The sequence below is a fragment of the Mesorhizobium sp. Cs1299R1N3 genome, from assembly GCF_037179625.1.
Classification (GTDB): Bacteria; Pseudomonadota; Alphaproteobacteria; order Rhizobiales; family Rhizobiaceae; genus Mesorhizobium; species Mesorhizobium salmacidum.
This window is the reverse complement of sequence record NZ_JAPYKQ010000028.1, coordinates 1-24,248: the sequence shown is the minus strand read 5'-3', so window position 1 is coordinate 24,248 and position 24,248 is coordinate 1. Positions and strand designations below refer to the sequence as shown.

Here is a 24,248-nt window from a genome sequence, read left to right as displayed (position 1 = left end):
GGACGGCCACTCGGACCACAGCCGCCAAGGCATGAAACCCCTTGCGGACAGACGGGCTGTGCTTACGCGCAGCTCGCCCGCGACTTGGCGAACTGGTCACTATTTGAGGGAGGGACAACGCCGGAGGTTGTTGAGACCTCTGCCCACATTTCGGTCGCCGCGGAGACGGTAGCAGGCGACAGACACCACGTCTCGTCGTCGGCCGTCGCCGGCGAGCGCCTGCAAGGCCAAAGCGTTCTGGAAGACAAGCCTGCCGAGCGCCGGGAATCTGTCGATCATAGATAGTTGTTTTGCCAGCGACATCTGGGCGATCTTGGAAACCGACCGCTGGCCGATACCGTCACCGATGGTAAAACAGGCCTCCGGCAGCAATTTCGTGATGATCCCGAAATGGTGGAAATCGGCAGGTCACGATATCGATCGAGCGCGATCGATATCGTCTCCGAGATGCGACAGGCAGCTGACCGCGGCCCGGATAGGAAATCCGGATTCACATATCCAGGACGTATCGCTGGTGCGGCGGAAGAAGGACCGAGGTCACGCCTCGGCCCTTCAATTTTCTGATTGTCGGGCGTCAGTGGCCCCAAATGCCTTGGCCGGGTTCGCGGGTGGGAGCCGCCGGCTTGAGCACGGTTTGCGGCATGCGGGCACCATTGCCAGTCTTCTTGGTCGAGAAGACATGCATGTAGTCAGTGACAGTTGCAGACTGCTGATCCCCACTCGGTTCATAGTGGTCGCTTCCGGCAAATGTCGCTCCTGCTGAAACAACAAGAGCAGTGCAAATAAGGGTGATGATTTTCATTGGGTGACTTCTGTCTTGAGTTTTCGATCGTTAGTACTCCATTAGGATAAGCGCAGTACGTTTGCTAAACGACCAGACGAGCTGACTGTCTAGGCAGCACAAAAGGATCGGGGTATGTAGGCCAAAGTTTAGGAGATGACGTTGTTTGCGAGAGCAGGATTTTCGGCCGCGCCGGACTTGCTCGTTCGGACCAGCGTGCCAACCAAGACATGCCTGAAAACGCTATGTCGGGGGCGCGCCGACTGCATCATAGCCGTTTGCGGGAGATCACCGATGCTCTCAACGGGTCCGGCATAGACCTTCGCATGGCGAAACCGACGCTTCCGCTCGATGGCCGCGCGGGCCGATGCGGTGCAACTTCCTCCACCGACGCCAGTGGGTCGATGGAGGCGCGTGCCAACCCATGGGACCAGCGGCGGAGGTGGCCGATATGGCCGTGGATAAGGCGATCAGCAGGAGACAAACATGAGCTTGGACAACACCTCACACCCCGGTAGACCGGGGTCCGACGAGTTGGTTCCGTCGCGTTACGCGCTGCGGGTCGGCGAGATTGAAGTAATGGTGGTCAGCGATGGAGTGCTACCGATACCGGCCCCGGTTATGGCATACAATGTCGACCCGGCCGTCCGGGCGGCCTGGCTGGAGGACATGTTCCTGCCGCCGGAAATGCTCGAGTGGCCGCTGAATGTGATCGTGGTGCGTAGCGGCGGCCGGACCATACTCGTCGATGCTGGGCTGGGGATGGACCCGGACTTGCACTTGCCGCAGGCCGGGCGGTTGGGCCAGCGGTTGGAGGCCGCCGGCATCGATCTCGCATCGGTGACCGACGTGGTGCTTACCCACATGCACATGGACCACATTGGCGGGCTGCTCGTCGAGGGGGTGAAGGACCAGCTGCGTCCGGATCTGCGGATCCACGTGGCAGCCGCGGAGCTCAAGTTCTGGGAGTCGCCCGATTTCTCTCGGGTCTCAATGCCGCAAGGTTTCCCGGACGCACTTCGGCGGACGGCCAAGCGGTTCGTGAACGAGTACCATAACCAGTTGCGCCCGTTCGAGGATGAGTACGAGGTGGCGCCGGGGGTGGTCGTCCGTCGCACCGGCGGCCACACCCCCGGACACAGCGTGGTCCGCCTCGCGTCCGGCGGCGACCGGCTGACGTTCGCCGGCGACGCTGTGTTCCAGGTCGGGTTCGACCGCCCCGACTGGCACAACGGCTTCGAACACGATCCCGAAGAGGCGGCCCGCGTCCGCGTCAGCCTCTTGCGGGAGTTGGCGGCGACCCGCGAGCCCCTGGTGGCCACTCACCTGTCGTTCCCATCCGTCTGCCACGTCGCGGTCGAGGGCGACGCCTTTCGTTGCGTACCGGCCGTCTGGGATTACTGACCGCCTGTCGGGTTGATGCACGTCGCGCAAAAGTGACCCCGGTTTCGCAGACATGCATCAAACAAAAACTTAGAGCGCGTCGCATGAATCCGTTTCGACGCGACGCGCTCCAAAACCGCCGCTCCGATATCGTCGAGCATCATGGCGACGGTCCGCTTGAAGTGTGAACTCTCTTCGCCAGAGGCCTTCGGCGCCAAGGCCGTGAAGAGTTAGCGCGGACATCCGCTGGCCAGCGGCAGCGATTCCTGATCCGGCTTCTGCCGGCCTTCCACACCAGCGAGAGATATCCCATTGCGAAGCACGGGAAATCGGGCCTCGTCCCGCGGATCCCGTCCCCTGATGGCCTACCCTGTACCTTGGCATCGGATGACAGACCCTTCCGTAGAATAGCCGCGCGGGCCGCGTCGTCGCATTTTCCTCCTCACTGGTCACGACAGGCCACAAAGGAGAAAGCAAATGCCAAATATCACTGGAATCCTGGCGCTCACCGCAGCGCTTGCCGTATCGGGCAGCGCGATGGCCCAGACCGCGGGTTCTCAGTCCAAGCCGACGATCGTGCTGGTGCATGGCGCCTTCGCCGAGTCTTCAAGCTGGGATGCAGTCATCTCAAAACTCAGCGCCGACGGTTATACAGCGATAGCCGCAGCCAATCCGCTCCGCAGCGTCGCCAGCGATGCCGCAGCGGTCTCAGCCATCGTCCGGTCGGTCTCCGGGCCGGTCGTGCTGGTGGGCCATTCCTATGGCGGGCCTGTCATCACCGAGGCGGCCAATGGCAATGCCAATGTGAAGGCCTTGGTCTATGTGGCGGGATTCGCGCCGGATACCGGCGAATCGAGCCTCACGCTTTCCAGCAAGTTTCCCGGCAGCACCTTGGGGAGCGCAATTGTCCCAGTCGCATTGCCCGACGGCGGACAGGATCTCTTCATCCAGCCGGCCAAGTTCCGCGCCCAGTTCGCCGCCGACGTCCCGGAAGAGCAGACTTTGCTCATGGCGGCCACTCAACGCCCCGTTACGCAGGCAGCTCTGGCTGAGGTTTCGGGCGTCGCTTCGTGGAAGGTTCTGCCGTCCTACATGATCTACGGCTCGGATGACCGCAATATCCCGCCAGCCGTCATGAGCTTCATGGCAAAGCGCGCGCACGCCGTGAAGACTGTCGTCATCGAGGGTGCATCCCACGCTGTGATGGTCTCGCATCCCGGCGAGGTCACCTCGCTGATCGAGGATGCGGCATCGGCACAGTGAGCAGCTGGCCGGAACGCCATCCGTTCTATCGAAACAATCCATTCCGACACGCAAGACCTGGAGACCAGACATGAAAATCGTCGTCATCGGCGGAACCGGGCTGATCGGTTCAAAGACTGTGGAGCGCCTGCGAAACAAAGGACACGACGTGCTTGCGGCTTCACCGAACTCGGGAGTCAACACCGTCACGGGCGAAGGCCTGGCCGTTGCGCTTGCGGGCGCGCAGGTCGTCGTCGATCTCGCGAACTCGCCGTCGTTCGAGGAAAAGGTTGCCATCGAGTTCTTCGAGACGGCCGGGCGAAACCTCTTTGCAGCCGAAACGGCAGCTGGCGTGCGCCATCACGTTGCGCTGTCGGTCGTCGGCACCGACCGCCTGCAGGGCATGGGTTACTTCCGCGGCAAGATGGCTCAGGAGAGGCTCATCAAAGAGTCGGGAATTCCCTACACGATCATTCACGCGACGCAGTTCTTCGAATTCACGGCCGCTCTCGCAAACACAGGCGCGGTTGGGGATACCATCACTATGTCCCCGGCGTATTTCCAACCGATGGCGGCCGATGATGTCGCCGACGCGATGGCGGACGCCGCGCTTGCCGCGCCACTGAACGGCATGATCGAAATTGCCGGTCCGGAGCGCGTGCGTCTCAGCGAACTGGTCGGGCGGTTCCTGAAGGCAACCAAGGACCCTCGCAAACTGGTCGTGGATCCTCACGCGCTCTACTACGGCGCAGTGGAAATTGACGATCGAACGCTCGTCCCCGGCGAGAATGCTCGCATCGGCTCGATACACTTCGACGATTGGCTCAGCCGGTCCGCGCAACAGCAATAAGCAGTCAGAAGAAGGGAACGCCGAGCTCATCTCAAGCAGATCGGCTGTCTCTCCCACTCATTCTTGCAAACTGGAGATAAGACATGCTCAAGACGTTCGTCTGCGCGGCGGCATTCACCACCGCTTTTGTTCCCGCAGCCATGGCCCATGATGATGCAAGCGTGAAGCTTGTCTACGACCATGTTCTTCCAAATGTGCCTGGCAAGAGCATGAAAGCCGTGCTTGTCGAGTACGAGCCGGGCGGTACATCGCCGGCCCACACCCATCCGAATTCGGCGTTCATTTACGCGACAGTCCTGGAGGGGGCGATCCGAAGCCAGGTCAACGACGGACCCGTAACGACATATCGCGCCGGCGAAAGTTTCTCTGAATTTCCGGGCGACCATCATTCCGTCAGCGAAAACGCGAGCAAGACGGAACGCGCTCGCCTGCTTGCGATCTTCGTCGTCGATACCAGCGAGAAGGAATTGACGATTTACGGGAAATGAAAGCGGGACGCTTCCGGCGGATTTCCGGCCAAACTCCACAACCATGCCTAAACTGAAAGCTATCCTTCGGCTGCGGCCGCAAGCCGCTCTTAGGAGGACGTCATGCGCATCGACAGCCTGCATCCGGTGACATCGGCCCGCCTCAGGGTGATCGGCGTGGACGCTACGGCGCGGAATGCAGCGCTGTCACTTTCCAATCCGGCCATAGGCCTGGTCATCGTTTGCCATGGCGGTGGGGAGGCGGCAGGGGTGTTGAGCAAGTCCGACCTCGTGCGTCACCTGGCGAATTCAGGATCGGCAGGAGCCCCCGTATCGACATTGATGAGCCGGGGTCTCGTCTCCTGCGGTCCCGAAGACGACGTTCATTCGGTCTGGCGGATCATGGTCGCGCAACGGCTTCAGAACATTCCGGTTCTCGGCGCCGACTCGAAACCGCTTGGCATTCTCGATATCCGCGATGCGATGAAGGCGCTCTTCGAACAGGAGGAACTCCAAGAGCAGCTGCTCGCCAGCTACATTGGTGGTATCGGCTATCAATAGCGCAAGGGCAGGGCGCCGGTCTCGCAGCGGCCCTCTTTGGGTCGATGCTGAGGTTCCTCCTTGCTGGTCACCGCAATCACAAAGGCATCATCATGGATACGAGCAAGTCTCCCGAGACAATCGACCATAGTCGCCGCCGCATTGTTGGTGCCGCGGCAATGACGTTCGCCGCCACCGAGTTTGGCTTGAATGTGCCGGGAAGCATGGCGGCCACTTGGACGAGCCAGGCACCAGCGTCCACGACGCAGGCGGCACACAAATCATTCGGCCCGCTCAGGCAGGTCAATGCCGGGGCGCTGAACGTCGGATATGCGGAGCTGGGGCCCGCCGACGGCGCACCCGTCGTCCTGCTCCATGGTTGGCCATACGATATTCACACCTACGTCGACGTCTCGTCCATGCTCGCCTCAGGAGGGTATCGCGTGATTGTGCCTTACGTGCGCGGCTATGGCACGACACGTTTCCTGTCGGACGAGACGATGCGCAACGGCCAGCAGTCGGCGCTTGCGGTCGATGCGATCGCCCTGATGGATGCGCTGGGAATCGAGAGAGCCACGATCGCCGGCTGCGATTGGGGTGCCCGGACGGCGAACGTTCTTGCTGCGCTCTGGCCCGAACGTTGCAAGGCGATGGTCTCGGTGAGCGGCTATCTCATTGGCAATCAGCAAGTCGGCACGCTGCCGTTGCCACCCAAGGCGGAGCTGCAGTGGTGGTACCAATACTACTTCGCCACGGACCGCGGTCGTGCCGGCTATGAGAAATACAGGCGCGATTTCGCCAAACTCATCTGGCAGCTCGCTTCGCCGAAGTGGAATTTCGATGATGCCACCTTCGAGCGCAGCGCAGCGGCCTTCGACAATCCGGACCATGTCAGCATCGTGATGCACAACTACCGCTGGCGGCTCGGGCTTGCTGAAGGCGAGCCGAAATACGATGATCTGGAAAACCGGCTCGCCCAAGCCCCGGTCATTGCCGTGCCTACCATCACCCTGGAAGGCGACGCCAATGGCGCGCCACATCCGGACGCCAGTTCCTACGCCAAGAAATTCTCCGGCAGATATTCGCACAGGGTCATCAGCGGCGGGATCGGACATAATCTGCCGCAGGAAGCTCCGCGAGCATTTGCCGATGCAGTCATCGAAATCGGCGGCTACTGATTGCCGACCTACACCTCCGAGGGTAGGCTTTCCGGGTCTCCGTGAATCCAGGAGTGGGCTGTACGGGTATGTCGGCATCCCGACGCAATTTGGCACCGGTGCTTCACGCAGCAGCAAGCCGTTGACCAACAGCTGGACCTCCCTGGTGCATCAGGCGTCGGTGCGCAAGGCGGAGGGGCGAAGAGCGCGGTTGCCTCGGCTCTCGGCCACTGCCACATATTACAACATCAAGGTCACGTGAGGGTCCAGTGTCTCCCGAGAGCAGTCAGCAGATGCGCGTGCTCGCCACGCGGCGACATGATGAGATCCTGAAGCGCCTCAGCGCCCAAGGTTCCGTTAGCATTGCCGAACTTGCCGGGTTCTTCGATGTCTCGCGCGAAACCATCCGCCGCGACCTGAAGCTGCTGTCGGATAAGGGACAGCTCGGCATCGTGCATGGCGGCGCCGCCCGTTTCGAGCCGAGTGAGCCGGCAATGAACTTGCGCAGCCGAGAAAATGCCCGGGGCAAGGCCGCGATCGGCAGGGCGGCCGCAGGGCTCATACACAACGGCATGGTGGTTTTCCTCGATTCCGGCACCACGACGCTGGCCGTCGCGCAAGCCATGAGCGACCTGCGCGATCTCACCATCTGTACGGCCAGCCTGCCGATTGCGCTTCACCTGTGCCACATTCCAGGCATGCGCGTGCATATGCTGGGTGGCGAAATCGATCCCGGCGAGGAAGCGGCCGCCAGCATCGACATGCCCGAGGCAATGGCGCGCTTTCGCGTCGACATCGCCTTCCTCGGCGGTGGCGCACTCTCGCCCGACGGCGAAGTGACCGATTTCACCCGCGCCGGCGCCGAACAGCGCGGACGGATGATCGCGCTCGCAGCCAAAACCTACTTCGTTCTCGACAGCAGCAAGTTCGCAAAACTGACGCCGCTCAGGATCCCGAATTTCCAGCGCGCCGCCGGCTTGATCGTCGATGCGAAGCCGCAGGCTGATATCGCTGAAGCGGTGGTGCGCAAAGGACCTGAACTGATGGTTGCATCTTGATGTGATATTTTGTGGCATTTTGTGTTGATATTTGGGATTCGCCTGCTATGATCCAGCCGGTGTCAAAACGGCAGGATGTCCCATGGCAAACGAATTCCCCACGCAAGCGCGCGTCGTCATTGTCGGCGGCGGCATCACCGGCTGTTCGGTCGCCTATCATCTCACCAAGCTCGGCTGGACCGATGTGGTGTTGCTCGAGCAAGGCCAGCTCAGCGGCGGCACCACCTGGCATGCCGCCGGCCTTGTCGGGCAGTTGCGCAGCCATGCCAACATGACCAGCCTGATCCGATATTCCACCCAGCTCTACAGTGAACTGGAGTCCGAGACCGGTCTTGCCACCGGCTGGAAGAATTGCGGCTCGCTGTCGGTGGCGCGCACATCAGACCGTATGACAGTGCTGAAGCGTACGGCCGCCTCGGCGCGCGCTCAAGGGGTGCAGATCGATGTTATTTCGCCGAAAGAGGCGGCCGATCTGTGGCCGGTGATGGCGACGGACGATCTGGTCGGCGCCGTCTGGCTGCCGGGAGACGGCAAGGCCAATCCGACGGACTTGACACAGTCGCTCGCCAAGGGCGCGCGCAACGGCGGTGCGAAAGTTTTCGAGCGGGTGAAGGTCACCGGGATCACGGTAAAAAACGGCGTTGCCTGCGGCGTTGAGACGGACCGTGGCGACATCGCCGCAGAGATCGTCGTCAACTGCGCCGGCCAATGGGCGCGCAAGGTCGGGTTGATGTGTGGCGTATCGGTGCCGCTGCATTCGGCCGAGCATATGTACATCGTCACCGGCAGGATCGAGGGCGTGCATCCGGATCTGCCTGTCATGCGTGACCCCGATGGTTTCATCTACTTCAAGGAAGAGGTCGGCGGCCTGGTGATGGGCGGCTTCGAGCCGCATGCCAAGCCGTGGGGCATGAACGGCATCCCGGAAAATTTCGAGTTCGCGCTGCTGCCCGACGATTGGGACCAGTTCGAGACACTGATGGAAAACGCGCTTGTCCGCGTGCCGCAATTGGCGCAGGCCGAGGTGAAGAAATTCTACAACGGCCCGGAAAGCTTCACGCCCGACAACAATTTTCTCCTCGGCGAGACGCCGGAGCTGAAAAATTTCTATGTCGGCGCCGGCTTCAACTCGATGGGCATCGCCAGCGCCGGCGGCGCGGGTAGGGCGCTGGCCGAATGGATCGTCAACAGCGCACCGACCATGGATTTGTGGCCGGTCGATATCAGGCGCTTCGCCTCCTTCAACAACAATCCGCGCTGGCTGCATGACCGCGTCAAGGAGACGCTCGGCCTGCACTATGCCATGCCCTGGCCGAACCGCGAACTCGACACCGCGCGGCCCTTCCGCCGCTCGCCGCTCTATGACCGGCTTGCCGCCAAGGGCGCCTGCTTCGGCTCCAAAATGGGCTGGGAGCGCGCCAACTGGTTTGCCGCTCCAGGAGAGAAAGCCGAGAACGACTACGCCTTAGGCTGCCAGAACTGGCATGGGGCGGTCAGACGCGAGATGAAGGCGACGCGTGAAGCGGTCGCCATTTTCGACCAGACTTCCTTCGCCAAGCTTCTCGTCCAGGGCCGCGATGCCTGCGCCGTGCTCAACCGCATCTGCGCCGGCAATGTCGACGTACCGGTCGGTGCGTCCGTTTACACAGGCGTGCTCAATGCCCGTGGCGGCTATGAAAGCGATCTCACCGTGATGCGGCTGGGCGCGGAAAAATTCCTCATCGTCACCGGTTCCGCACAAGCGGTGCACGATGCCGACTGGATCGTGAAGAACACCCCCGCCGGCGCCCATGCCATCCTGACCGACGTCACCTCGTCCTACGCGGTGCTGGCGTTGATGGGGCCGCGATCGCGCGATCTGCTGGGCAAACTGTCCTCGGCTGATCTTTCCAACGCCGGCTTCCCTTTCGCCACCATCCGCGAGATCGATATCGGCTATGCCACCACTTATGCCAATCGAATGACCTATGTCGGGGAACTCGGCTGGGAACTGATCGTGCCGACCGAATTCGCCGTCGGCGCCTATGAGGCGCTGCATGAGGCCGGTCACGAATTCGGCTTGACCGATGCCGGGTACTACGCGCTCGATGCCTTGCGCATCGAAAAGGGTTTTCGCGCCTGGGGCCGTGAATTGACGCCTGATATCAACCCCTGGCAGGCCGGACTTGGCTTCGCTGTCGCGATGGACAAGCCTGATGGCTTCATCGGCCACGAAGCGCTGGTCGAGGTAAAGCCGTCAGCGGCACCGGTTAGGCGCATCGTGCTGTTCACGCTCGATGATGCCGAACCAATGCTTTGGGGCGGTGAACTGATCCTGCGCGACGGCAAACCGGTCGGCGAGGTCCGCTCGGCGGCATACGGCCACACCCTTGGCCGTTCGGTGGCGCTCGGCTTGATCGAGAACGAGACCGGCGTCGACGCAGCGTTTCTCACCGGCGGCCGGTTCGAGATCGACCTCGCTGGTGATCGCCATGCCGCGACACCGCATTTGCGCAGCCCCTACGATCCGAAGTCGGAGCGGGTGAAGGCCGATGTGGTGGAGATAAGGGTCGCAGCTTAATCCACCGACATCGAGCGCGCCATGTCGAGAAAGGCGCGCACGAGTTTGCCGCCGCTGCGTTCTCGCAAGCAGATCAGCGCCTCATCCATCAGCGTCTCAGGCGCGTCAATGGCGATCGGGACGAGCCGCGAATCCTGGCCGAATTCAGCCGCCGAGACGAAGCCGATGCCGGCGCCCGAGGCGACGATCTCGCGGACGGCTTCGCGGCCTTCGGCCTCGATCACGGGCCTCAGTTCAATCTTTGAAGCGGTTGCGAGGTCTTCGAGCTTCTGACGCGTCTTCGACCCGCGCTCGCGCATGACCAGTGATTCCTGCGCGAGCTGCTTGAGGGTCAGCGACTTGCTCGCGGCCAGCGGATGGTCGACGGAGGCGAAGGCGATGATCGGCGTCGAGTTCAGTTTCAAGACCTCGAAATCGCGCCCGGTCGGCACCTCGCCCAGCACGCCGATGTCGGCGTCGTAGCTGTAGAGGCTGCTGATCACCGTCTCGGTGTTGCCGGCGCGCACCGAAACCTGGACGCCCGGATAGCGGGCCCGGAAGCTGCCCAGGATGTGCAACAGATGATGCGCCGCATCGGCGACGATGCGCAGCGTGCCGGAGCGCAGCGCGCGCGACTCCGTCAGCAACTCGAGCGCCTGCTGCTCGGTGTCGAACATGCGGTGGGTTATTTCGAGCAGCTTCTGGCCCGAATGGGTCAGCGTCACCTGCTTCTTGTTGCGGTTGAACAGCAGCACATCATACTCTTCCTCGAGCTTGCGGACCTGGTCGGATATCGCCGGCTGGGTCAGGAACAGCGCTTCGGCAGCCCGCGAAAAGCCACCTGAGATTGCCACCTGGTGAAAGGCCCGCAGCTGAACATAGCGCATTTCCCGTGCCTCCGAGATGCCAAGGTAGACGGCAGCTTACCATAAGGTGCGTTAACTGAAAGATCGAAACGAACGATTTGACTTATGTTTAGCCGACCCTCAGCCTGAATGAGGTCGACGTCTTGCCGGCCATGGATACCGGAGGCGCGCCATGCAATTTTCAATCATCCTGCTGCATCTGGCGGGTGCCGTCATGCTCCTGCTCTGGGCTGTGCGCATGGTGCGTACAGGCGTCGAGCGGGCCTGCGGTCCGGCGTTGCGCGATGCCTTGAGACAGGCGCGCAAAGCCCGGATCAGGTCAGCGGGCGCCGGCACCGTGCTCGCCGTGCTGCTGCAGAGTTCCACCGCCGTCGCCATGCTGGCTGCCGGATTTGCCGCGAGCGGCATGATCTCGGTGTCGGCCGGGCTGGCGATCCTGCTTGGCGCCGACCTTGGTTCGGCACTGGTCGTGCAGGTGCTGTCCTTCGACCTCAGTTGGTTGGTGCCGGCGTTGATCCTGGTCGGCGGCGCGATGGCCCTGAAGTTCGAGGCGCGCGGTATCAAGCAAGGCGGGCGCATCCTGATGGGTGTGGCGTTTGTTCTGCTGTCGCTGCACATGATCGGGGAGGCGACCGCGCCGATGCGGCAGAGCGCATTGCTGCCCCTGGTGATCTCCTATTTGCATGCCGATTACTTCACCGCCTTTGCCGCCGCTGCCCTGTTCACATGGCTGATCCATTCCAGCGTAGCGGCGATCCTGTTGTTCGTGACGCTGGCCGCGCAAAGCGTTTTGCCGGTCGAGGTCGGTCTGTTCTTCATCCTCGGTGCCAATTGCGGTGGCGCGCTGATTGCGGTGTGGCTGACGCGCGGCGAAGCTGTCGAGGCGCGCCGCGTCCCGCTCGGCAATCTGATCTTCCGTGGCGCGGCGGCACTCGCCGCTCTGTTTGTGCTTCAGGTCGTGACGTTTCCGACGCATTCGTTCGGCGCAACCGAGGGCCGGCAACTGGTCAATCTGCACCTCGCCTTCAATCTGGCACTGGTCGTCTGTTGCTTGCCCTTCACCGGCACAATGGAAAAGTTGGTCACGCTGTTGATTGCCGACAGGCCGGCGGCGAAGGAGGGCAGGGATCTCATGTTGCGCCGATCCAGTGCGCTTGACCGCACCGTCATGCGCACGCCAGGTCTGGCGCTGGCAAGCGCGACCCGCGAGTTGCTGCGCATGGGCGAGGTCGTCGAGGTGATGCTTCGTCCCGTGATGGATTTCTTCGATGCCGGCACCACAGACCAGATCCGCAAGGCGCAGAAGCTCGATGACGACGTCAACCGCGCGCACACCGAGATCAAGCTCTACATTGCCGAAGTCAATCGCGGCAGCATGACCGCGGCCGAGGCGCAGCGCGGCATCGAACTCACCGATTTCGCCATCAATCTCGAACGCGCCGGCGATATCGTCGCCAAGAACCTGCTCGTGCTTACCCGGGAGCTGCGCGACAAGAACCTGCGCTTTTCACGCGCCGGCTGGAGCGAACTGGCCGGGTTTCACAACCGTGTCATGGCCAATATGCAGCTTGCGCTCAACGTGCTTGTATCGAGCGATCTTGTTTCGGCGCGCCAACTCGTTGTCGAGAAGGAACGAATGCGCAAGCTGGAACGCTTGAGCCATGACCGTCACCTCAAGCGTCTGCAATCGGGAATGACGCAAAGCATCGATACCAGCGACATCCATCTGGAGGCGGTCAGGGCGCTGAAGGAAATCAACTCGCTGATGGCCTCGGTCGCCTATCCCTTGCTGACGCAAAGCGGCGATCTGCTTGAGAGCCGGTTGGCGAGAGGCGGTGAGGCCGCTGACTCAATAGCTCCCGCGCTGGCCTGACGGGCGGCATTCGCCGCTCGCGAGCTGCAATTTTGACCATCGTAATAATCGATATATCGATACAAAATAACGATTTTACAAATATGTCATTCAGGCCAAGAATAAGGCCACATCGAAAAGCAGATCGAGCGGAGGACAATATGCTCGCCGAGACGAAATTTGCCGCGGAGCCGCTGGCCAGCCCAGCGCTGGGTGAGCCGTATCTACTGACCCCGGGACCGCTCACCACGGCTTATTCGGTCAAACAGGCTATGCTGCGCGACTGGGGGTCCTGGGACGGCGACTTCCGCGCCATGACATCGGACATGCGCCGCCGCTTGTTGGCGCTGACCGGCGATGCCCATGGCGAGTTCGATTGCGTGCCGATGCAAGGCAGCGGTTCCTTTTGCGTCGAAGCGATGCTGGGTTCGTTCGTGCCCAGGGACGGCAAGGTTCTGGTTCTGGCCAACGGCGCCTATGGCCTGCGCGCCGCGCAGACCATGCAGTATCTCGGCCGAGCCTACACGCTGATCGACAAGGGCGACTACCTGCCACCGCGCGGCGACGAGGTGGCGGCGGCACTTGAGGCCGACCGCGCCATCACGCATGTGATCGCCATCCATTGCGAGACAAGTTCCGGCATCCTCAATCCCGTCGCCGAGATTGCTGAAGCCGTATACGCCAAGGGCCGCAAGCTGCTGGTTGATTCCATGAGCGCCTTCGGTGCCATCCCACTCGACGTTAACGAGATCCGTTACGAGGCGATGGTCTCGTCCGCCAACAAATGCATCGAGGGCGTGCCGGGCTTCGGCTTCATCATCGCCCGCAAGAGCGAGCTCGAGGCCGCCAAGGGCCGCAGCCACTCGCTGTCGCTCGACGTCCACGCGCAGTGGGCGCACATGAACAAGACAGGCCAGTGGCGCTACACGCCGCCGACGCATGTCGTCGCCGCCTTCCTTGAAGCGTTGCGCCAGCACGAGGGCGAGGGCGGCGTTGCCGGCCGTGGCGCCCGCTACACCAGGAACCGCGACGTCATGGTGGCCGGCATGCGTGAGCTCGGTTTTGAGACATTGCTGAAAGACCGCTGGCTGTCACCGATCATTGTCACCTTCTTCAACCCGGCCCACGCCAACTTCGCCTTCGATCGGTTCTACGACCTGATGAAGGACAAGGGCTTCATCATTTATCCAGGCAAGCTGACCGCCGTCGATAGCTTCCGCGTCGGCTGCATCGGCCAGATGGACGAACATGTCATGCGCCGCGTCGTCGAGGCGGCGGCTTTCTCGTTGAATGAAATGGGCGTCGACACCGCCGCTCCACCCGCCGCGGCAATCGCCGAGCGCGCCAAACTCGCCGCCTGAAGCGGCAGATTTCGAGGATTTCGATGAACCAGATGTCTCCCATCAATGTCGCTGTCAATGGCCGCACCTACGCCTGGCCGCGCGTGCCGGCCATCGCCATCTGCCTTGACGGCTGCGAGCCGGCCTATCTCGACGAGGCTATTCATGCCGGGCTAATGCAGGCCCTGGTCAGGATCAAGGAGAAGGGCACGGTGCGCTTTGCACACTCGGTCATCCCGAGCTTCACCAACCCCAACAATCTGTCGATCGCCACCGGCCGCCCGCCATCAGTGCACGGCATCTGCGGCAACTATCTTTACGAGCGCGAGACCGGCAAGGAAGTGATGATGAACGACCCGCGCTTCCTGCGTGCGCCGACCATTTTCCAGGCCTTCCACGATGCCGGCGCCAAGGTGGCGGTGGTCACCGCCAAAGACAAGCTGCGTGCGCTGCTCGGCAAGGGGCTTGCTTTCGATGAAGGCCGGGCGCTGTGTTTCTCGGCCGAAAAGTCGGACACCACCACCAAGGCCGAGCACGGCATCGACAATGCGTCGAAGCATTTCGGGCTGCCGGTGCCGGAGGTTTATTCGGCCGAACTGTCGGAATTCGTCTTCGCCGCTGGCGTCCAGCTGCTGAAGGAGTTCCGCCCCGACATCATGTACCTGACGACCACCGACTATGTGCAGCACAAATACGCGCCCGGCGTGCCGCAGGCCAACGCCTTCTACGAGATGTTCGACAAGTACCTGACCGAGCTTGATGCGCTGGGCGCTGCGATCGTCGTTACCGCCGACCACGGCATGAAGCCGAAGCACAAGACGGACGGTTCGCCCGACGTTGTTTATGTCCAGGACCTGCTCGATGAGTGGCTGGGCAAGGACGCCGCGCGCGTCATCCTGCCGATCACCGATCCCTATGTCGTGCATCACGGCGCGCTCGGCTCGTTTGCCACCGCCTATCTGCCTGATGGTGCCGATCAGGCCGGCATCATGGCGCGGCTGGCCAAGGTCGACGGTATCATGCTGGTCGTCGACAGCCCGACGGCCTGCGAGCGCTTCGAACTGCCGGCCGACCGGATCGGCGACATCGTGCTGATCTCGACCGAAAACAAGACGATCGGCACCAGTGAACACCGCCATGATCTGGCGGCGCTCAACGAACCGCTGCGCTCGCATGGCGGCCTGACTGAGCAGGAAGTGCCTTTCATCGTTAATCGCGTGCTGCCGAACCTGCCGAACGAACCGATCTTGCGCAACTTCGATGCCTTCTACTACGCCACCATGGCGGCGGCGCTGGCGGGCTGAGTGCCACCGCCGACCTCCACTCCGCCTCGCTTCGCTCGGCACCTCTCCCCCGTCGATCGGGGGAGTGGCCCGAAGCGCCGGAGTGGGGGTCGATCCTCCGCCGCGCCGCGTCCAAGAATCTGCTGGAGCAGAGCACATGACCAAGCTTGACCCTGCCATCAAAGTTCGCCACGAGCCGATGCGCATCGCCGGCAAGGAAGTCGATGCCGACGGCGTCGTCGAGGTGCGCTACCCCTGGAACGACACCGTAATCGGCACAGTGCCGGCTGGCCGCGCCGAGCATGCGCGCCAGGCGTTCGAGATCGCTGCCGGCTATAAGTCCAAACTGACCCGCTACGAGCGCCAGCAGATCCTGTTGCGTACAGCTGAAGCGCTGGCGTCGCGCCGGGAAGAAATATCCGATCTCATCACGCTGGAACTCGGCATCTCCAAGACCGACTCGCTCTATGAAGTCGGCCGCGCCTATGACGTCTTCACGCTGTCGGCACAAATGTGCATCCAGGATGACGGCCAGATCTTCTCCTGCGATCTCACCCCGCATGGCAAGGCGCGCAAGATCTTCACCACCCGTGAGCCGCTGAAGGCGATCTCGGCAATCACGCCCTTCAACCATCCGCTCAACATGGTCTCGCACAAGGTGGCGCCGGCGATTGCCACCAACAATTGCGTGGTGGTGAAGCCGACCGAGCTGACGCCGATGACGGCGCTGCTGTTGGCCGATATCCTCTACGAAGCCGGCCTGCCGCCGGAAATGCTGTCGGTGGTGACCGGCTGGCCGGCCGACATTGGCAACGAGATGATCACCAACCAGAATATCGACCTGATCACCTTCACCGGTGGTGTGCCGGTAGGCAAGATGATCGCCCGCACGGCCGGCTACAAGCGTCAGGTGCTCGAACTCGGCGGCAACGATCCGCTGATCATCCTCAACGACCTCTCCGACGAGGATCTGGCCAAGGCAGCCGATCTCGCCGTTGCGGGTGCCACGAAAAACTCCGGCCAGCGCTGCACCGCGGTCAAGCGCATCCTCGTCCAGGAAAGCGTCGCCGATCGCTTTGTGCCGCTGGTGCTTGAGCGGGCGAAGAAGATCCGTTTCGGCGACCCGATGGATCGTTCGACCGACCTCGGCACTGTCGTGCATGAGAAGGCGGCGGCGCTGTTCGAGGCACGTGTCCATATGGCCGCCGAGCAGGGCGCCGACATTCTCTACAATCCGGGCCGGCAAGGCGCGCTGCTACCGCCGATCGTCGTCGATCGCGTGCCGCACAAATCCGAACTGGTGATGGAAGAAACCTTCGGACCGATCATTCCGATCGTGCGCGCGCCGGACGATGACGAGGCGCTGATCGCACTCTCCAACTCGACCGCCTTCGGCCTGTCGTCGGGCGTCTGCACCAATTCCTTCCCCCGCATGCAGAAATACATCGCCGGTCTACAGGTCGGCACGGTCAACATCTGGGAAGTGCCGGGCTACCGCATCGAAATGTCGCCCTTCGGTGGCATCAAGGACAGCGGCAATGGCTACAAGGAAGGCGTCATCGAAGCGATGAAGAGCTACACCAATGTGAAGACGTTCTCGCTGCCCTGGTCCTGACCCGGACCATAGCAACCGGCAGACCAACCGAGGGGGCGTTTCACGCTCCCTCATTCGCGTTTCGGAGACCATGATGGCCACGATATCTGAGCTTGTGCATACCGAGGGCGATTCCAACACCACAGCAGCGCGCGGCCGCTGGGACGCAAGCCAGGACGATCCGCGGATCCGTGGCCTGCTCGATCGCGATGCTGCCGCCTTCATGCATCAGAGCCTGTCCAGCCCCTGCCTGTCGACGATCGCCAAGGCTGAAGGCATCTGGATCGAGGACACCGCCGGCCGCCGCTTCATGGATTTCCACGGCAACAGCGTGCATCACCTTGGTTACGGGCATCCAAGGTTGGTCGCCGCGATCAAGAAGCAGCTCGACGAGCTCTGCTTCGCGCCGCGCCGCTTCACCTGCGAGCCCGCTGTCGAACTGGCCGAAAAGCTGGCAGCACTTGCGCCCGGTGATCTCGGCAAGGTGCTGTTCACCACTGGTGGCTCGGACGCCATTGAGGTGGCGCTGAAGATCGCGCGCGCCGCGACTGGCCGCTTCAAGACAGTATCGTTCTGGGATGCCTTTCACGGCGCCGGCTTCGGGGCGGCGAGTGTCGGCGGCGAGGCGACCTTCCGCTCCCACATCGCCGGACCCATGATGACCGGCACCGAGCACGTCGCGCCCTGGGACGGCTATCGGTGCCCGTACGGCCACGATTCGCTGGAAGCATCCGGGCTCGCCTGCGCCAACATGCTCGCTTACGTGCTCGGCCGCGAACAGGACGTGGCGGCGGTCGTCGCCGAGCCGATGCGGGCGACACCCAACCCGCCGCCGCCCGGCTTCTGGAAGCGGGTACGCGAGGCCTGCGACCGGCACGGCACACTGCTGATCTTCGATGAAATCCCTACCGGCCTGGGCAAGACCGGAAAGTTCTTTGCCCACGAGCATGATGGCGTGACGCCCGACATCGTCGTTCTCGGCAAGTCTCTCGGCGGCGGCATCCTGCCGATCGCCGCCGTCATCGCGCGCCGCGACCTTGACGTCACCGGCGGCTTTGCCATCGGTCACTACACCCATGAAAAGAACCCGGTCACGACGCGCGAGGCGCTGACGACGATCGACATCATCCTGGAGGAAGGACTGGTCGATCGTTCGGCCGAGCTTGGCCAACATATGCTGGGACGCATGCAAGACCTGATGACACGCTCGCCCCATGTCGGTGACGTCAGGGGCAGGGGGCTCATGGTCGGTGTCGAACTGGTCGAGGACCGCGTTATGCGCCAGCCCGCGCGCGATCTCGCCGAGAGGGTCTTCTATACCTGCCTGGAGCGGGGCCTGAGCTTCAAGGTCAGCCAGGGCAATGTGCTGACGCTGTCGCCGCCGCTGGTCATTTCGAAGACTGATCTCGACCGCGCTCTCGATAGTGTCGAGCGCGCTGTGCTGGCCGCCTGATCGTGAAAGTCATCCGCACCGATCGGGAACTTGAGTGTCCAGGGATCGACGCCGGCCTGCGGGCAAGAGGTGTCGAGCTGGTGACGCTGCCCGACGGCATTCCCGAAGCTGACCTGATGCAAGCTGTCACCGACGCCGATCTTCTGCTGATGTGCTACACGCCGATTACCGCGCGGGTGATCGAGGCGGCTTCCAGATTGAAGGGCATCGTCAAATATGGTGTCGGCGTCGACGCCATCGACATCCCTGCCGCGATGCGGCGCGGCATCCCTGTCGTCAACGTACCGGAATATGCCGAGGAAACCGTCGCCGAAGGCGCCTTCGCCCTGATGATCGCGCTGGCCAAGCGGCTGCCGGCGATTACGTCCGCAATGTCGCGCGACGGCTGGATCTGGCCCGAGCAGCTCTGGCTGGGGCGAGACATTTCCGGCGCCACGCTGGGGCTCGTCGGCTGCGGCAAGATCGGCCGCAGCATGGCGCGCATGGCCGGGCAGGGATTTCGCGCCCGGGTTCTTGGTTTTGATCCCGGTGTCGATGCCGCAACCATGCATGCCGCCGGCGTCGAGAAGGCCGATGATCTCCGCGCCATGCTGCGGGCCTGCGACTTCATTTCCCTCCATTGTGTGCTGAATGACAAGACACGCGGACTGATCGGCAAAGCAGAGCTCGCCTGCCTGAAGCCTTCCGCCATCATCATCAACGTCTCGCGCGGCGCGCTTATCGATGAGCGGGCGCTTGTCGAGGCGGTCGTTGCCGGACGCATCGGTGGCGTGGGGCTCGACGTCTATTCGGCGGAGCCGCTCTCCAAGTCGGGCCATCCGATGCGCGCGCTTTTCGATCGCGACAACGTGATCCTCTTTCCGCATCTCACCTTCTTCACGCATGAGGCGATGCGCAGGCTCGAGGACGACACGCTGGCGCGCTGTTTCGAGATCCTCGAGGGCCGGCCAGTGATCATCCGCTCGCATGATCCGCGTTTGCGGGCACAGACATTGGGCGTCTTGTTCGGCTGATAACGGATATGTTTCCAATCAGATCGTCCACCCCGCGCAGCCGCGACCGCACCCACGACAATGATGCGACACTTCCAAGACAAATATCAGAGGAAGTTTGGCTCTCATAAAATAAATAGATTTTACTTATCGATCGCTAGTCCCCAGAGTTGACCCAACGACGACATCCACCGGCGCTACAAGACCGGAAGGTCCCGACGCGCGATCGTCCTAGTGCATCGCAGAATGTGCCATCAATCACAGGGGAACTGATCATGAAATCGCGCAATGCAACCATCGTTACGGCCTTCGCCGCGTCGCTATTGGCGTCCTCGGCTCTTGTTGGACCGGCATTCGCCGACGGCGTTGTCACCATCTATTCCGCCGACGGCCTGCATGACGGCAATGGCAGCTGGTACGAGACCGAATTCGCCGCCTTCACCAAGGCCACCGGCATCACCGTGCAGTATATCGAGGCAGGCTCGGGCGGTGTCGTCGAGCGTGTCGCCAAGGAGAAGTCGAACCCGCAGGCCGACGTGCTGGTGACCTTGCCGCCCTTCGTCCAGCGCGCGGCCGCCGATGGCTTGCTGCAGGACTACATGCCGCAAGCGGCCGACCAGATCGACGGCGGCACCGGCAAGTACCGGCCGCTGGTCAACAACTACATGAATTTCATCTACAACAGCGCCGTGCTTTCGGAAGCGCCGAAAAGCTACAACGATCTGCTCGATCCGAAGTTCAAGGGCAAGATCCAGTATTCCACGCCCGGCCAGGCCGGTGACGGCACCGCCGTCATGCTGCAGATCATCCATGCCTTCGGTGGCGAGGACAAAGGCTTCGAGTTCATGAAGAAGCTGCAGGACAACAATGTCGGCCCGTCCGCTTCGACCGGCAAGCTGACCGCGCTGGTCAACAAGGGCGAACTGCACGTCGCCAACGGCGATTTGCAGATGAACATGTCGCAGATGGCCGACAACCCGAATATCAAGGTGTTCTGGCCCGCCGGTCCTGACGGTGTGCGCTCCACTTTCGCATTGCCCTATGAAATCGGCCTGGTCACTGGCGCTCCCAATGCCGACAATGGGAGGAAGCTGATCGATTTCCTGCTCGCCAAGGAAGCCCAGTCCACCATAAGCTCGGTAGCGCTCGGTATGCCCGCCCGCAAGGACGTGAAGCCGGATGACGCCAACTTCGCCAAAGCGCAGGAGGCGATGAAGGGTGTGACCGTTTGGGCTCCGAACTGGGACGAAGCGCTGAGCAAGCTTCCCGACTATGTCAAGAAATGGAACGAGGCGACCGGAAGCTGACACCCGAGGGCAAAAATCCGGAGGACCAAGCCATGTCGGCCGTCGCCTTTACTGGTACCAGTGTCATGGACATCGACGCCGCGAAAGTTCGCGGCGCCGGTTCCAACGTCCACTTCGACAAGGTCAGCGTCGCCTATGGCGCACATGTCGTCCTGCATCCGCTGACCTTGGATATTGCGCCGGGTGAAATCCTGGCGATGATCGGGCCTTCGGGTTCCGGCAAGACCACCGCCCTGCGCGCCGTGGCCGGGTTCGTGCGCCCGGCAAGCGGCCGCATCCGCATCGGCGCGACCGATGTGACGGATCTGCCACCCTACGAGCGCGGTCTCGGCATGGTGGTGCAGAACTACGCGCTGTTTCCGCATATGCGGGTCGAGGACAACGTTGCCTTCGGCCTCAGGGCACAAGGCGCCGACAAGGCGTTGATTGGCGAACGGGTGAAAGAAGCGCTCGCCACCGTCGGCATGGCGACTTTTGCCCGGCGTTATCCCCGCGAGCTTTCGGGCGGCCAGCAGCAGCGCGTCGCGATTGCGCGTGCTTTGGCCGTGCGGCCACGCGTGCTGCTGCTCGATGAGCCGCTTTCGGCGCTCGACGCGCAGATCCGCCGCAACATGGTCGAGGAGATTGCCCGCCTGCACCGCAGCCTGCCTGGCCTGACGATCCTCTACGTCACCCATGACCAGACCGAAGCGCTGACGCTTGCCGACAAGATCGCCATTATGCGCGACGGCAGGGTCTGTTCGCATGGACCGACGACCGAACTCTACCGTCGCCCGCCAAACCGTTTCACCGCTGAGTTCCTCGGCCGCGCCAACCTGCTGCCGGTGACGGTCGCCGAGCCTGCCGGGTCGAAGGGCTTTGCCACGGCAAGGCATGGTGATGCGGTGCTGACAGGTGTCGGCCGCGATGAGAAGGCCGGCGACAGGAGCCTGCTCTGCATCAGGCCGCAGCATCTCAGCCTGACCGCCGACAGCGGGCATACCAACCGCATCGTCGGTACGTTGAGGGAAGTGCACTGGCAGGGCGAACTCACCCATCTCGTGCTCGATGTCGACGGCACGCCGGTGCGAGTCTCGGCAACGAAACTGCCTGTCGCCTTGCCTGAACCCGGCGCCAAGGTGCCATTGTTCTTCGCGCCCGCCGACACCTCGCTCCTTCCGGAAGACGCCGGTGGCTGAGGCGGTCGCACTTTGCGCGCCGGCGATCAGGAGAGAACCCGGCAAGTTCTGGATCGCGCCGCCAGCGGCCCTGCTGGCGCTGCTGTTCTTCTATCCCCTGGCGCTCATCGCCCGACAGGCCTTCCTCGACGACAGCGGCGTCGCCAATGCCGCCGAGATCATCCGCGTCCTGCATTCGCGCTTCTTCCTCAACGCGCTGATCAACACCGTGACGATCTCGGTCACGGCGACGGCCGGATGCCTGATTGTCGGCCTCGTGCTGGCGTTGATCCTTGCCTTCGTGCCATTCCCCGGCAGCGGCTTCATCGCCCGGCTGATCGATACCTTCATCGCTCTTCCGACCTTCCTGGTGACGCTTGCCTTCACCTTCCTCTACGGTTCCGCCGGCATGCTCAACACTGGGCTGATGGAGGCCTTCTCGCTGCCGCTGCCGCCGGTCGATTTCCTTTATTCGGCCTGGGGCGTGGTGCTCGCCGAAGTCACCGTCTATACGCCCTTCATCCTGCGGCCGCTGCTAGCCGCCTTTTCGCTGGTCGATCGCGGCCAGATCGAAGCGGCAAGCGTGCTTGGCGCGCGCCCGTTTCGCATCGTTCGCCAGGTCATCTTGCCGGCCGCGATTCCGGCGCTCATCGCCGGCGGAAGCCTCTGCCTGTTGTTGACCGTCAACGAATTTGGTATCGTGCTGTTCATCGGCGCCAAGGGCGTCATCACTCTGCCGCTGCTAATCTATGGCAAGGCAATCCAGGAATCGGCCTACCAGGTTGCCTGCATCATCGCCGTGGTCAACATCGCGCTGTCGCTCGGCTTGTTCGGCCTCTACCGTTTCGCCGCCGGTCGGTTGGGAGTCTAGCCATGCTGGTCTGGTCGCGCCCTGGTCGCATCGTGTTATGGCTGCTTTTCGCGCTGCTGTTCGGCGTGCTGTTCCTGGCGCCGCTCGCGGTGATCCTGCTGTCAAGCCTTGCCGACCAATGGAACGGCGTGCTGCCGAATGGCCTGACGACGGAGCACTACACCGATGTCATTTCCGGCTCCGCCGGTAGAGCGGTAAAGGCTAGTCTGGTCACCGGTTTCCTGGCCAGCGCACTGGCGCTGGTCAGCGGCACCTGGGCAGCATTGTCGCTGCGCCTCCAGGGTCATGCCTTGCGGCGATTGCTCGGCCTTTTGTTCTTCATCCCCAGCGCGGTGCCTTCGGTGTCCGTCGGTCTTGGCTTGCTGGTGGCGTTCAGCCATCCGCCGCTGCTGCTCAACGGCACGGTGGCAATCGTCATGATCGCGCATTTCGTGCTGATCTCGGCCTTTACCTTCGGCAATGTCTCGGCCGGCTTGGCACGGCTCTCGCTCGATTTCGAGCAGGTGGCGTCGAGCCTTGGAGCGCGGCCGGCATATCGGCTCTGGCATGTCACGCTGCCGTTGCTGGCGCCCTACCTGGTCGCGGCCTTCGGCTTGAGCTTCGCGCTGTCCATGGGCGAACTCGGCGCCACCGTCATGGTCTATCCGCCGGGCTGGGTGACGCTTCCGGTGTCGATCTTCAGTCTCACCGATCGCGGCGACATCTTCGCCGGTGCGGCACTCACCATGATCCTTGTGGCGGCAACGCTCGTCCTGCTGCTCGGGCTGGAGCGCATCACCGCGCGCGCGACCGGCGCGTGAGGCATGACCGCCAAAAAATCAATCGAGGTGCTTCGTAAAGTGGCGAAGCGCTTCAGTTAATCAGAGCGTCTCTTGCTCGGGTCGCCAGACCAGTACAAAAACAGGTATGGATTCGCTAATCATACATTAAGAAACTGTTTCCATGCGAAATCTACGCCATCCAAGCCCACCATGACCACTGGTTTTGCAACGAAGAAATGCACTATTTGAAGCAGTGACGGTACTTTTCGAGACAGTTTGGGCACTCGGTCGAACGCCGCAAAGTGCAAGAGATCGCCCGATTGGTCCCGATAGTTGGTGAAGCCGCAAAATATTTTTTGAGCGATTTTCGCTTTGAAATCAAAAGCATAACTTTTTGACGGACGATGCGGCGGCTTTCGGTGCCGCAAGCAAGAAAAAACTCATCTAGATCAATGGCCTAGCTGGATTAGAAACGATCGAGTGGGAATGAGGGAAACGGCAATAGCAAAGCTTCGGCGGCGATTTCGCTTGCCGGCCGTTCCACTCTTACTTCCGCTACGCTGGACATTTCTTTCTCTCTGTGCTTGCAGGTCCGATCTGCACCTAGGTCGCGGTTGATGTAAATCCGGGTTGTGTGCGTCAAGTTCTGCAAAATTGGGCGGCCATGGTGCTGGTCATGCGGCTTGGCGTAGAGCGAGTTTTTTGTGCTCGCGCAGATCGTCCATATTGATGTATCGGTTGGCCTCCATCCAGTT

22 protein-coding genes are annotated in these 24,248 nt (G+C 62.3%); 18 read left to right on the top strand and 4 right to left on the bottom strand.

Annotated features, from left to right (window positions below; all coding sequences use genetic code 11):
- Positions 1-99: 99 nt before the first annotated feature.
- Together O7B34_RS30245 and O7B34_RS30240 are read right to left on the bottom strand one after the other, a co-directional pair.
- Positions 100-372 carry a hypothetical protein gene (locus O7B34_RS30245; protein WP_337149424.1) on the bottom strand — a complete coding sequence of 91 codons (273 nt, stop codon included), beginning with the start codon at positions 370-372 and terminating at the stop codon, positions 100-102.
- A 202-nt stretch (positions 373-574) separates the two neighbouring features.
- Positions 575-802 (bottom strand): hypothetical protein, encoded by a 228-nt coding sequence (locus O7B34_RS30240; RefSeq protein ID WP_337149423.1) that lies wholly within the window; start codon positions 800-802, stop codon positions 575-577.
- A 465-nt stretch (positions 803-1,267) separates the two neighbouring features.
- Between O7B34_RS30240 and O7B34_RS30235 the strand changes: the two genes are divergently transcribed.
- The 8 genes from O7B34_RS30235 to O7B34_RS30200 all read left to right on the top strand — a co-directional run bounded on the left by O7B34_RS30235 (position 1,268) and on the right by O7B34_RS30200 (position 10,038).
- Positions 1,268-2,185, top strand: a complete 918-nt coding sequence (locus O7B34_RS30235; protein ID WP_337143198.1) for an MBL fold metallo-hydrolase — start codon at positions 1,268-1,270, stop codon at positions 2,183-2,185.
- Between the two features lie 456 nt (positions 2,186-2,641).
- Complete coding sequence (locus tag O7B34_RS30230) at positions 2,642-3,427, top strand: alpha/beta fold hydrolase (protein ID WP_337149421.1); 786 nt, start codon at positions 2,642-2,644, stop codon at positions 3,425-3,427.
- A 70-nt stretch (positions 3,428-3,497) separates the two neighbouring features.
- A complete protein-coding gene (locus O7B34_RS30225) occupies positions 3,498-4,256 on the top strand; it encodes an SDR family oxidoreductase (protein ID WP_337143200.1) in 759 nt (252 codons plus the stop codon).
- 83 nt (positions 4,257-4,339) lie between these two features.
- Complete coding sequence (locus O7B34_RS30220) at positions 4,340-4,744, top strand: cupin domain-containing protein (protein WP_442921019.1); 405 nt, start codon at positions 4,340-4,342, stop codon at positions 4,742-4,744.
- A gap of 102 nt (positions 4,745-4,846) precedes the next feature.
- Positions 4,847-5,284, top strand: a complete 438-nt coding sequence (locus O7B34_RS30215; RefSeq protein WP_337149420.1) for a CBS domain-containing protein — start codon at positions 4,847-4,849, stop codon at positions 5,282-5,284.
- 92 nt (positions 5,285-5,376) lie between these two features.
- Positions 5,377-6,441, top strand: a complete 1,065-nt coding sequence (locus tag O7B34_RS30210; protein WP_337149419.1) for an alpha/beta fold hydrolase — start codon at positions 5,377-5,379, stop codon at positions 6,439-6,441.
- 272 nt (positions 6,442-6,713) lie between these two features.
- A complete protein-coding gene (locus O7B34_RS30205) occupies positions 6,714-7,478 on the top strand; it encodes a DeoR/GlpR family DNA-binding transcription regulator (protein ID WP_337149418.1) in 765 nt (254 codons plus the stop codon).
- A gap of 82 nt (positions 7,479-7,560) precedes the next feature.
- On the top strand, positions 7,561-10,038 hold the full coding sequence (locus O7B34_RS30200; RefSeq protein WP_337149417.1) for a GcvT family protein: 2,478 nt from the start codon (positions 7,561-7,563) through the stop codon (positions 10,036-10,038).
- Here the strand turns inward: O7B34_RS30200 and O7B34_RS30195 are convergent.
- Positions 10,035-10,904, bottom strand: a complete 870-nt coding sequence (locus O7B34_RS30195; RefSeq protein ID WP_337149416.1) for a LysR substrate-binding domain-containing protein — start codon at positions 10,902-10,904, stop codon at positions 10,035-10,037. The two genes, O7B34_RS30200 and O7B34_RS30195, sit on opposite strands and share 4 nt — an antisense overlap.
- A 151-nt stretch (positions 10,905-11,055) precedes the next feature.
- Here O7B34_RS30195 and O7B34_RS30190 point away from each other — a divergent pair, with 151 nt between their 5' ends.
- The 10 genes from O7B34_RS30190 (at position 11,056) to O7B34_RS30145 (ending at position 23,532) form a co-directional block, all read left to right on the top strand.
- Positions 11,056-12,756: a Na/Pi cotransporter family protein gene (locus O7B34_RS30190; protein ID WP_337149415.1), complete on the top strand. Its 1,701-nt coding sequence runs from the start codon at positions 11,056-11,058 to the stop codon at positions 12,754-12,756.
- 140 nt (positions 12,757-12,896) lie between these two features.
- On the top strand, positions 12,897-14,096 hold the full coding sequence (locus O7B34_RS30185) for a 2-aminoethylphosphonate--pyruvate transaminase (protein ID WP_337149413.1): 1,200 nt from the start codon (positions 12,897-12,899) through the stop codon (positions 14,094-14,096).
- Between the two features lie 23 nt (positions 14,097-14,119).
- Positions 14,120-15,379: a phosphonoacetate hydrolase gene (phnA, locus tag O7B34_RS30180; protein WP_337149412.1), complete on the top strand. Its 1,260-nt coding sequence runs from the start codon at positions 14,120-14,122 to the stop codon at positions 15,377-15,379.
- Positions 15,380-15,515: 136 nt separating this feature from the next.
- Positions 15,516-16,973, top strand: a complete 1,458-nt coding sequence (gene phnY, locus O7B34_RS30175) for a phosphonoacetaldehyde dehydrogenase (RefSeq protein ID WP_337149411.1) — start codon at positions 15,516-15,518, stop codon at positions 16,971-16,973.
- Between the two features lie 73 nt (positions 16,974-17,046).
- Positions 17,047-18,405, top strand: a complete 1,359-nt coding sequence (gene pbfA / locus O7B34_RS30170) for a (R)-1-hydroxy-2-aminoethylphosphonate ammonia-lyase (RefSeq protein ID WP_337149410.1) — start codon at positions 17,047-17,049, stop codon at positions 18,403-18,405.
- Positions 18,406-18,407: 2 nt separating this feature from the next.
- On the top strand, positions 18,408-19,418 hold the full coding sequence (locus O7B34_RS30165; RefSeq protein ID WP_337149409.1) for an NAD(P)-dependent oxidoreductase: 1,011 nt from the start codon (positions 18,408-18,410) through the stop codon (positions 19,416-19,418).
- Positions 19,419-19,672: 254 nt separating this feature from the next.
- Complete coding sequence (locus O7B34_RS30160) at positions 19,673-20,704, top strand: 2-aminoethylphosphonate ABC transporter substrate-binding protein (RefSeq protein ID WP_337149408.1); 1,032 nt, start codon at positions 19,673-19,675, stop codon at positions 20,702-20,704.
- 32 nt (positions 20,705-20,736) lie between these two features.
- Entirely contained in the window at positions 20,737-21,882 is a 1,146-nt protein-coding gene (locus O7B34_RS30155) for an ABC transporter ATP-binding protein (protein WP_337149407.1), read from the top strand.
- The gene (locus O7B34_RS30150) at positions 21,875-22,732 is read left to right on the top strand and encodes a 2-aminoethylphosphonate ABC transporter permease subunit (protein WP_337149406.1); all 858 of its coding nucleotides are present in this window, start codon (positions 21,875-21,877) and stop codon (positions 22,730-22,732) included. Before O7B34_RS30155 ends, O7B34_RS30150 begins: the two co-directional genes overlap by 8 nt.
- 2 nt (positions 22,733-22,734) lie before the next feature.
- Entirely contained in the window at positions 22,735-23,532 is a 798-nt protein-coding gene (locus O7B34_RS30145; RefSeq protein WP_337149405.1) for an ABC transporter permease subunit, read from the top strand.
- A 427-nt stretch (positions 23,533-23,959) separates the two neighbouring features.
- On the opposite strand, the gene O7B34_RS30140 is transcribed toward O7B34_RS30145, so the two are convergent.
- Positions 23,960-24,248: hypothetical protein (locus O7B34_RS30140; RefSeq protein ID WP_337149404.1), on the bottom strand; the 289-nt coding region annotated here is incomplete at its 5' end.

Coding starts and splice junctions, on each gene's coding strand:
- pbfA (WP_337149410.1), top strand. CDS start 17,047: ATGGCCACGATATCTGAGCTTGTGCATACCGAGGGCGATTCCAACACC.
- O7B34_RS30225 (WP_337143200.1), top strand. CDS start 3,498: ATGAAAATCGTCGTCATCGGCGGAACCGGGCTGATCGGTTCAAAGACT.
- O7B34_RS30230 (WP_337149421.1), top strand. CDS start 2,642: ATGCCAAATATCACTGGAATCCTGGCGCTCACCGCAGCGCTTGCCGTA.
- O7B34_RS30195 (WP_337149416.1), bottom strand. CDS start 10,904: ATGCGCTATGTTCAGCTGCGGGCCTTTCACCAGGTGGCAATCTCAGGT.
- phnA (WP_337149412.1), top strand. CDS start 14,120: ATGAACCAGATGTCTCCCATCAATGTCGCTGTCAATGGCCGCACCTAC.
- O7B34_RS30240 (WP_337149423.1), bottom strand. CDS start 802: ATGAAAATCATCACCCTTATTTGCACTGCTCTTGTTGTTTCAGCAGGA.
- O7B34_RS30185 (WP_337149413.1), top strand. CDS start 12,897: ATGCTCGCCGAGACGAAATTTGCCGCGGAGCCGCTGGCCAGCCCAGCG.
- O7B34_RS30215 (WP_337149420.1), top strand. CDS start 4,847: ATGCGCATCGACAGCCTGCATCCGGTGACATCGGCCCGCCTCAGGGTG.
- O7B34_RS30210 (WP_337149419.1), top strand. CDS start 5,377: ATGGATACGAGCAAGTCTCCCGAGACAATCGACCATAGTCGCCGCCGC.
- O7B34_RS30145 (WP_337149405.1), top strand. CDS start 22,735: ATGCTGGTCTGGTCGCGCCCTGGTCGCATCGTGTTATGGCTGCTTTTC.
- O7B34_RS30200 (WP_337149417.1), top strand. CDS start 7,561: ATGGCAAACGAATTCCCCACGCAAGCGCGCGTCGTCATTGTCGGCGGC.
- O7B34_RS30235 (WP_337143198.1), top strand. CDS start 1,268: ATGAGCTTGGACAACACCTCACACCCCGGTAGACCGGGGTCCGACGAG.
- O7B34_RS30220 (WP_442921019.1), top strand. CDS start 4,340: ATGCTCAAGACGTTCGTCTGCGCGGCGGCATTCACCACCGCTTTTGTT.
- O7B34_RS30190 (WP_337149415.1), top strand. CDS start 11,056: ATGCAATTTTCAATCATCCTGCTGCATCTGGCGGGTGCCGTCATGCTC.
- O7B34_RS30160 (WP_337149408.1), top strand. CDS start 19,673: ATGAAATCGCGCAATGCAACCATCGTTACGGCCTTCGCCGCGTCGCTA.
- O7B34_RS30205 (WP_337149418.1), top strand. CDS start 6,714: ATGCGCGTGCTCGCCACGCGGCGACATGATGAGATCCTGAAGCGCCTC.
- O7B34_RS30155 (WP_337149407.1), top strand. CDS start 20,737: ATGTCGGCCGTCGCCTTTACTGGTACCAGTGTCATGGACATCGACGCC.
- phnY (WP_337149411.1), top strand. CDS start 15,516: ATGACCAAGCTTGACCCTGCCATCAAAGTTCGCCACGAGCCGATGCGC.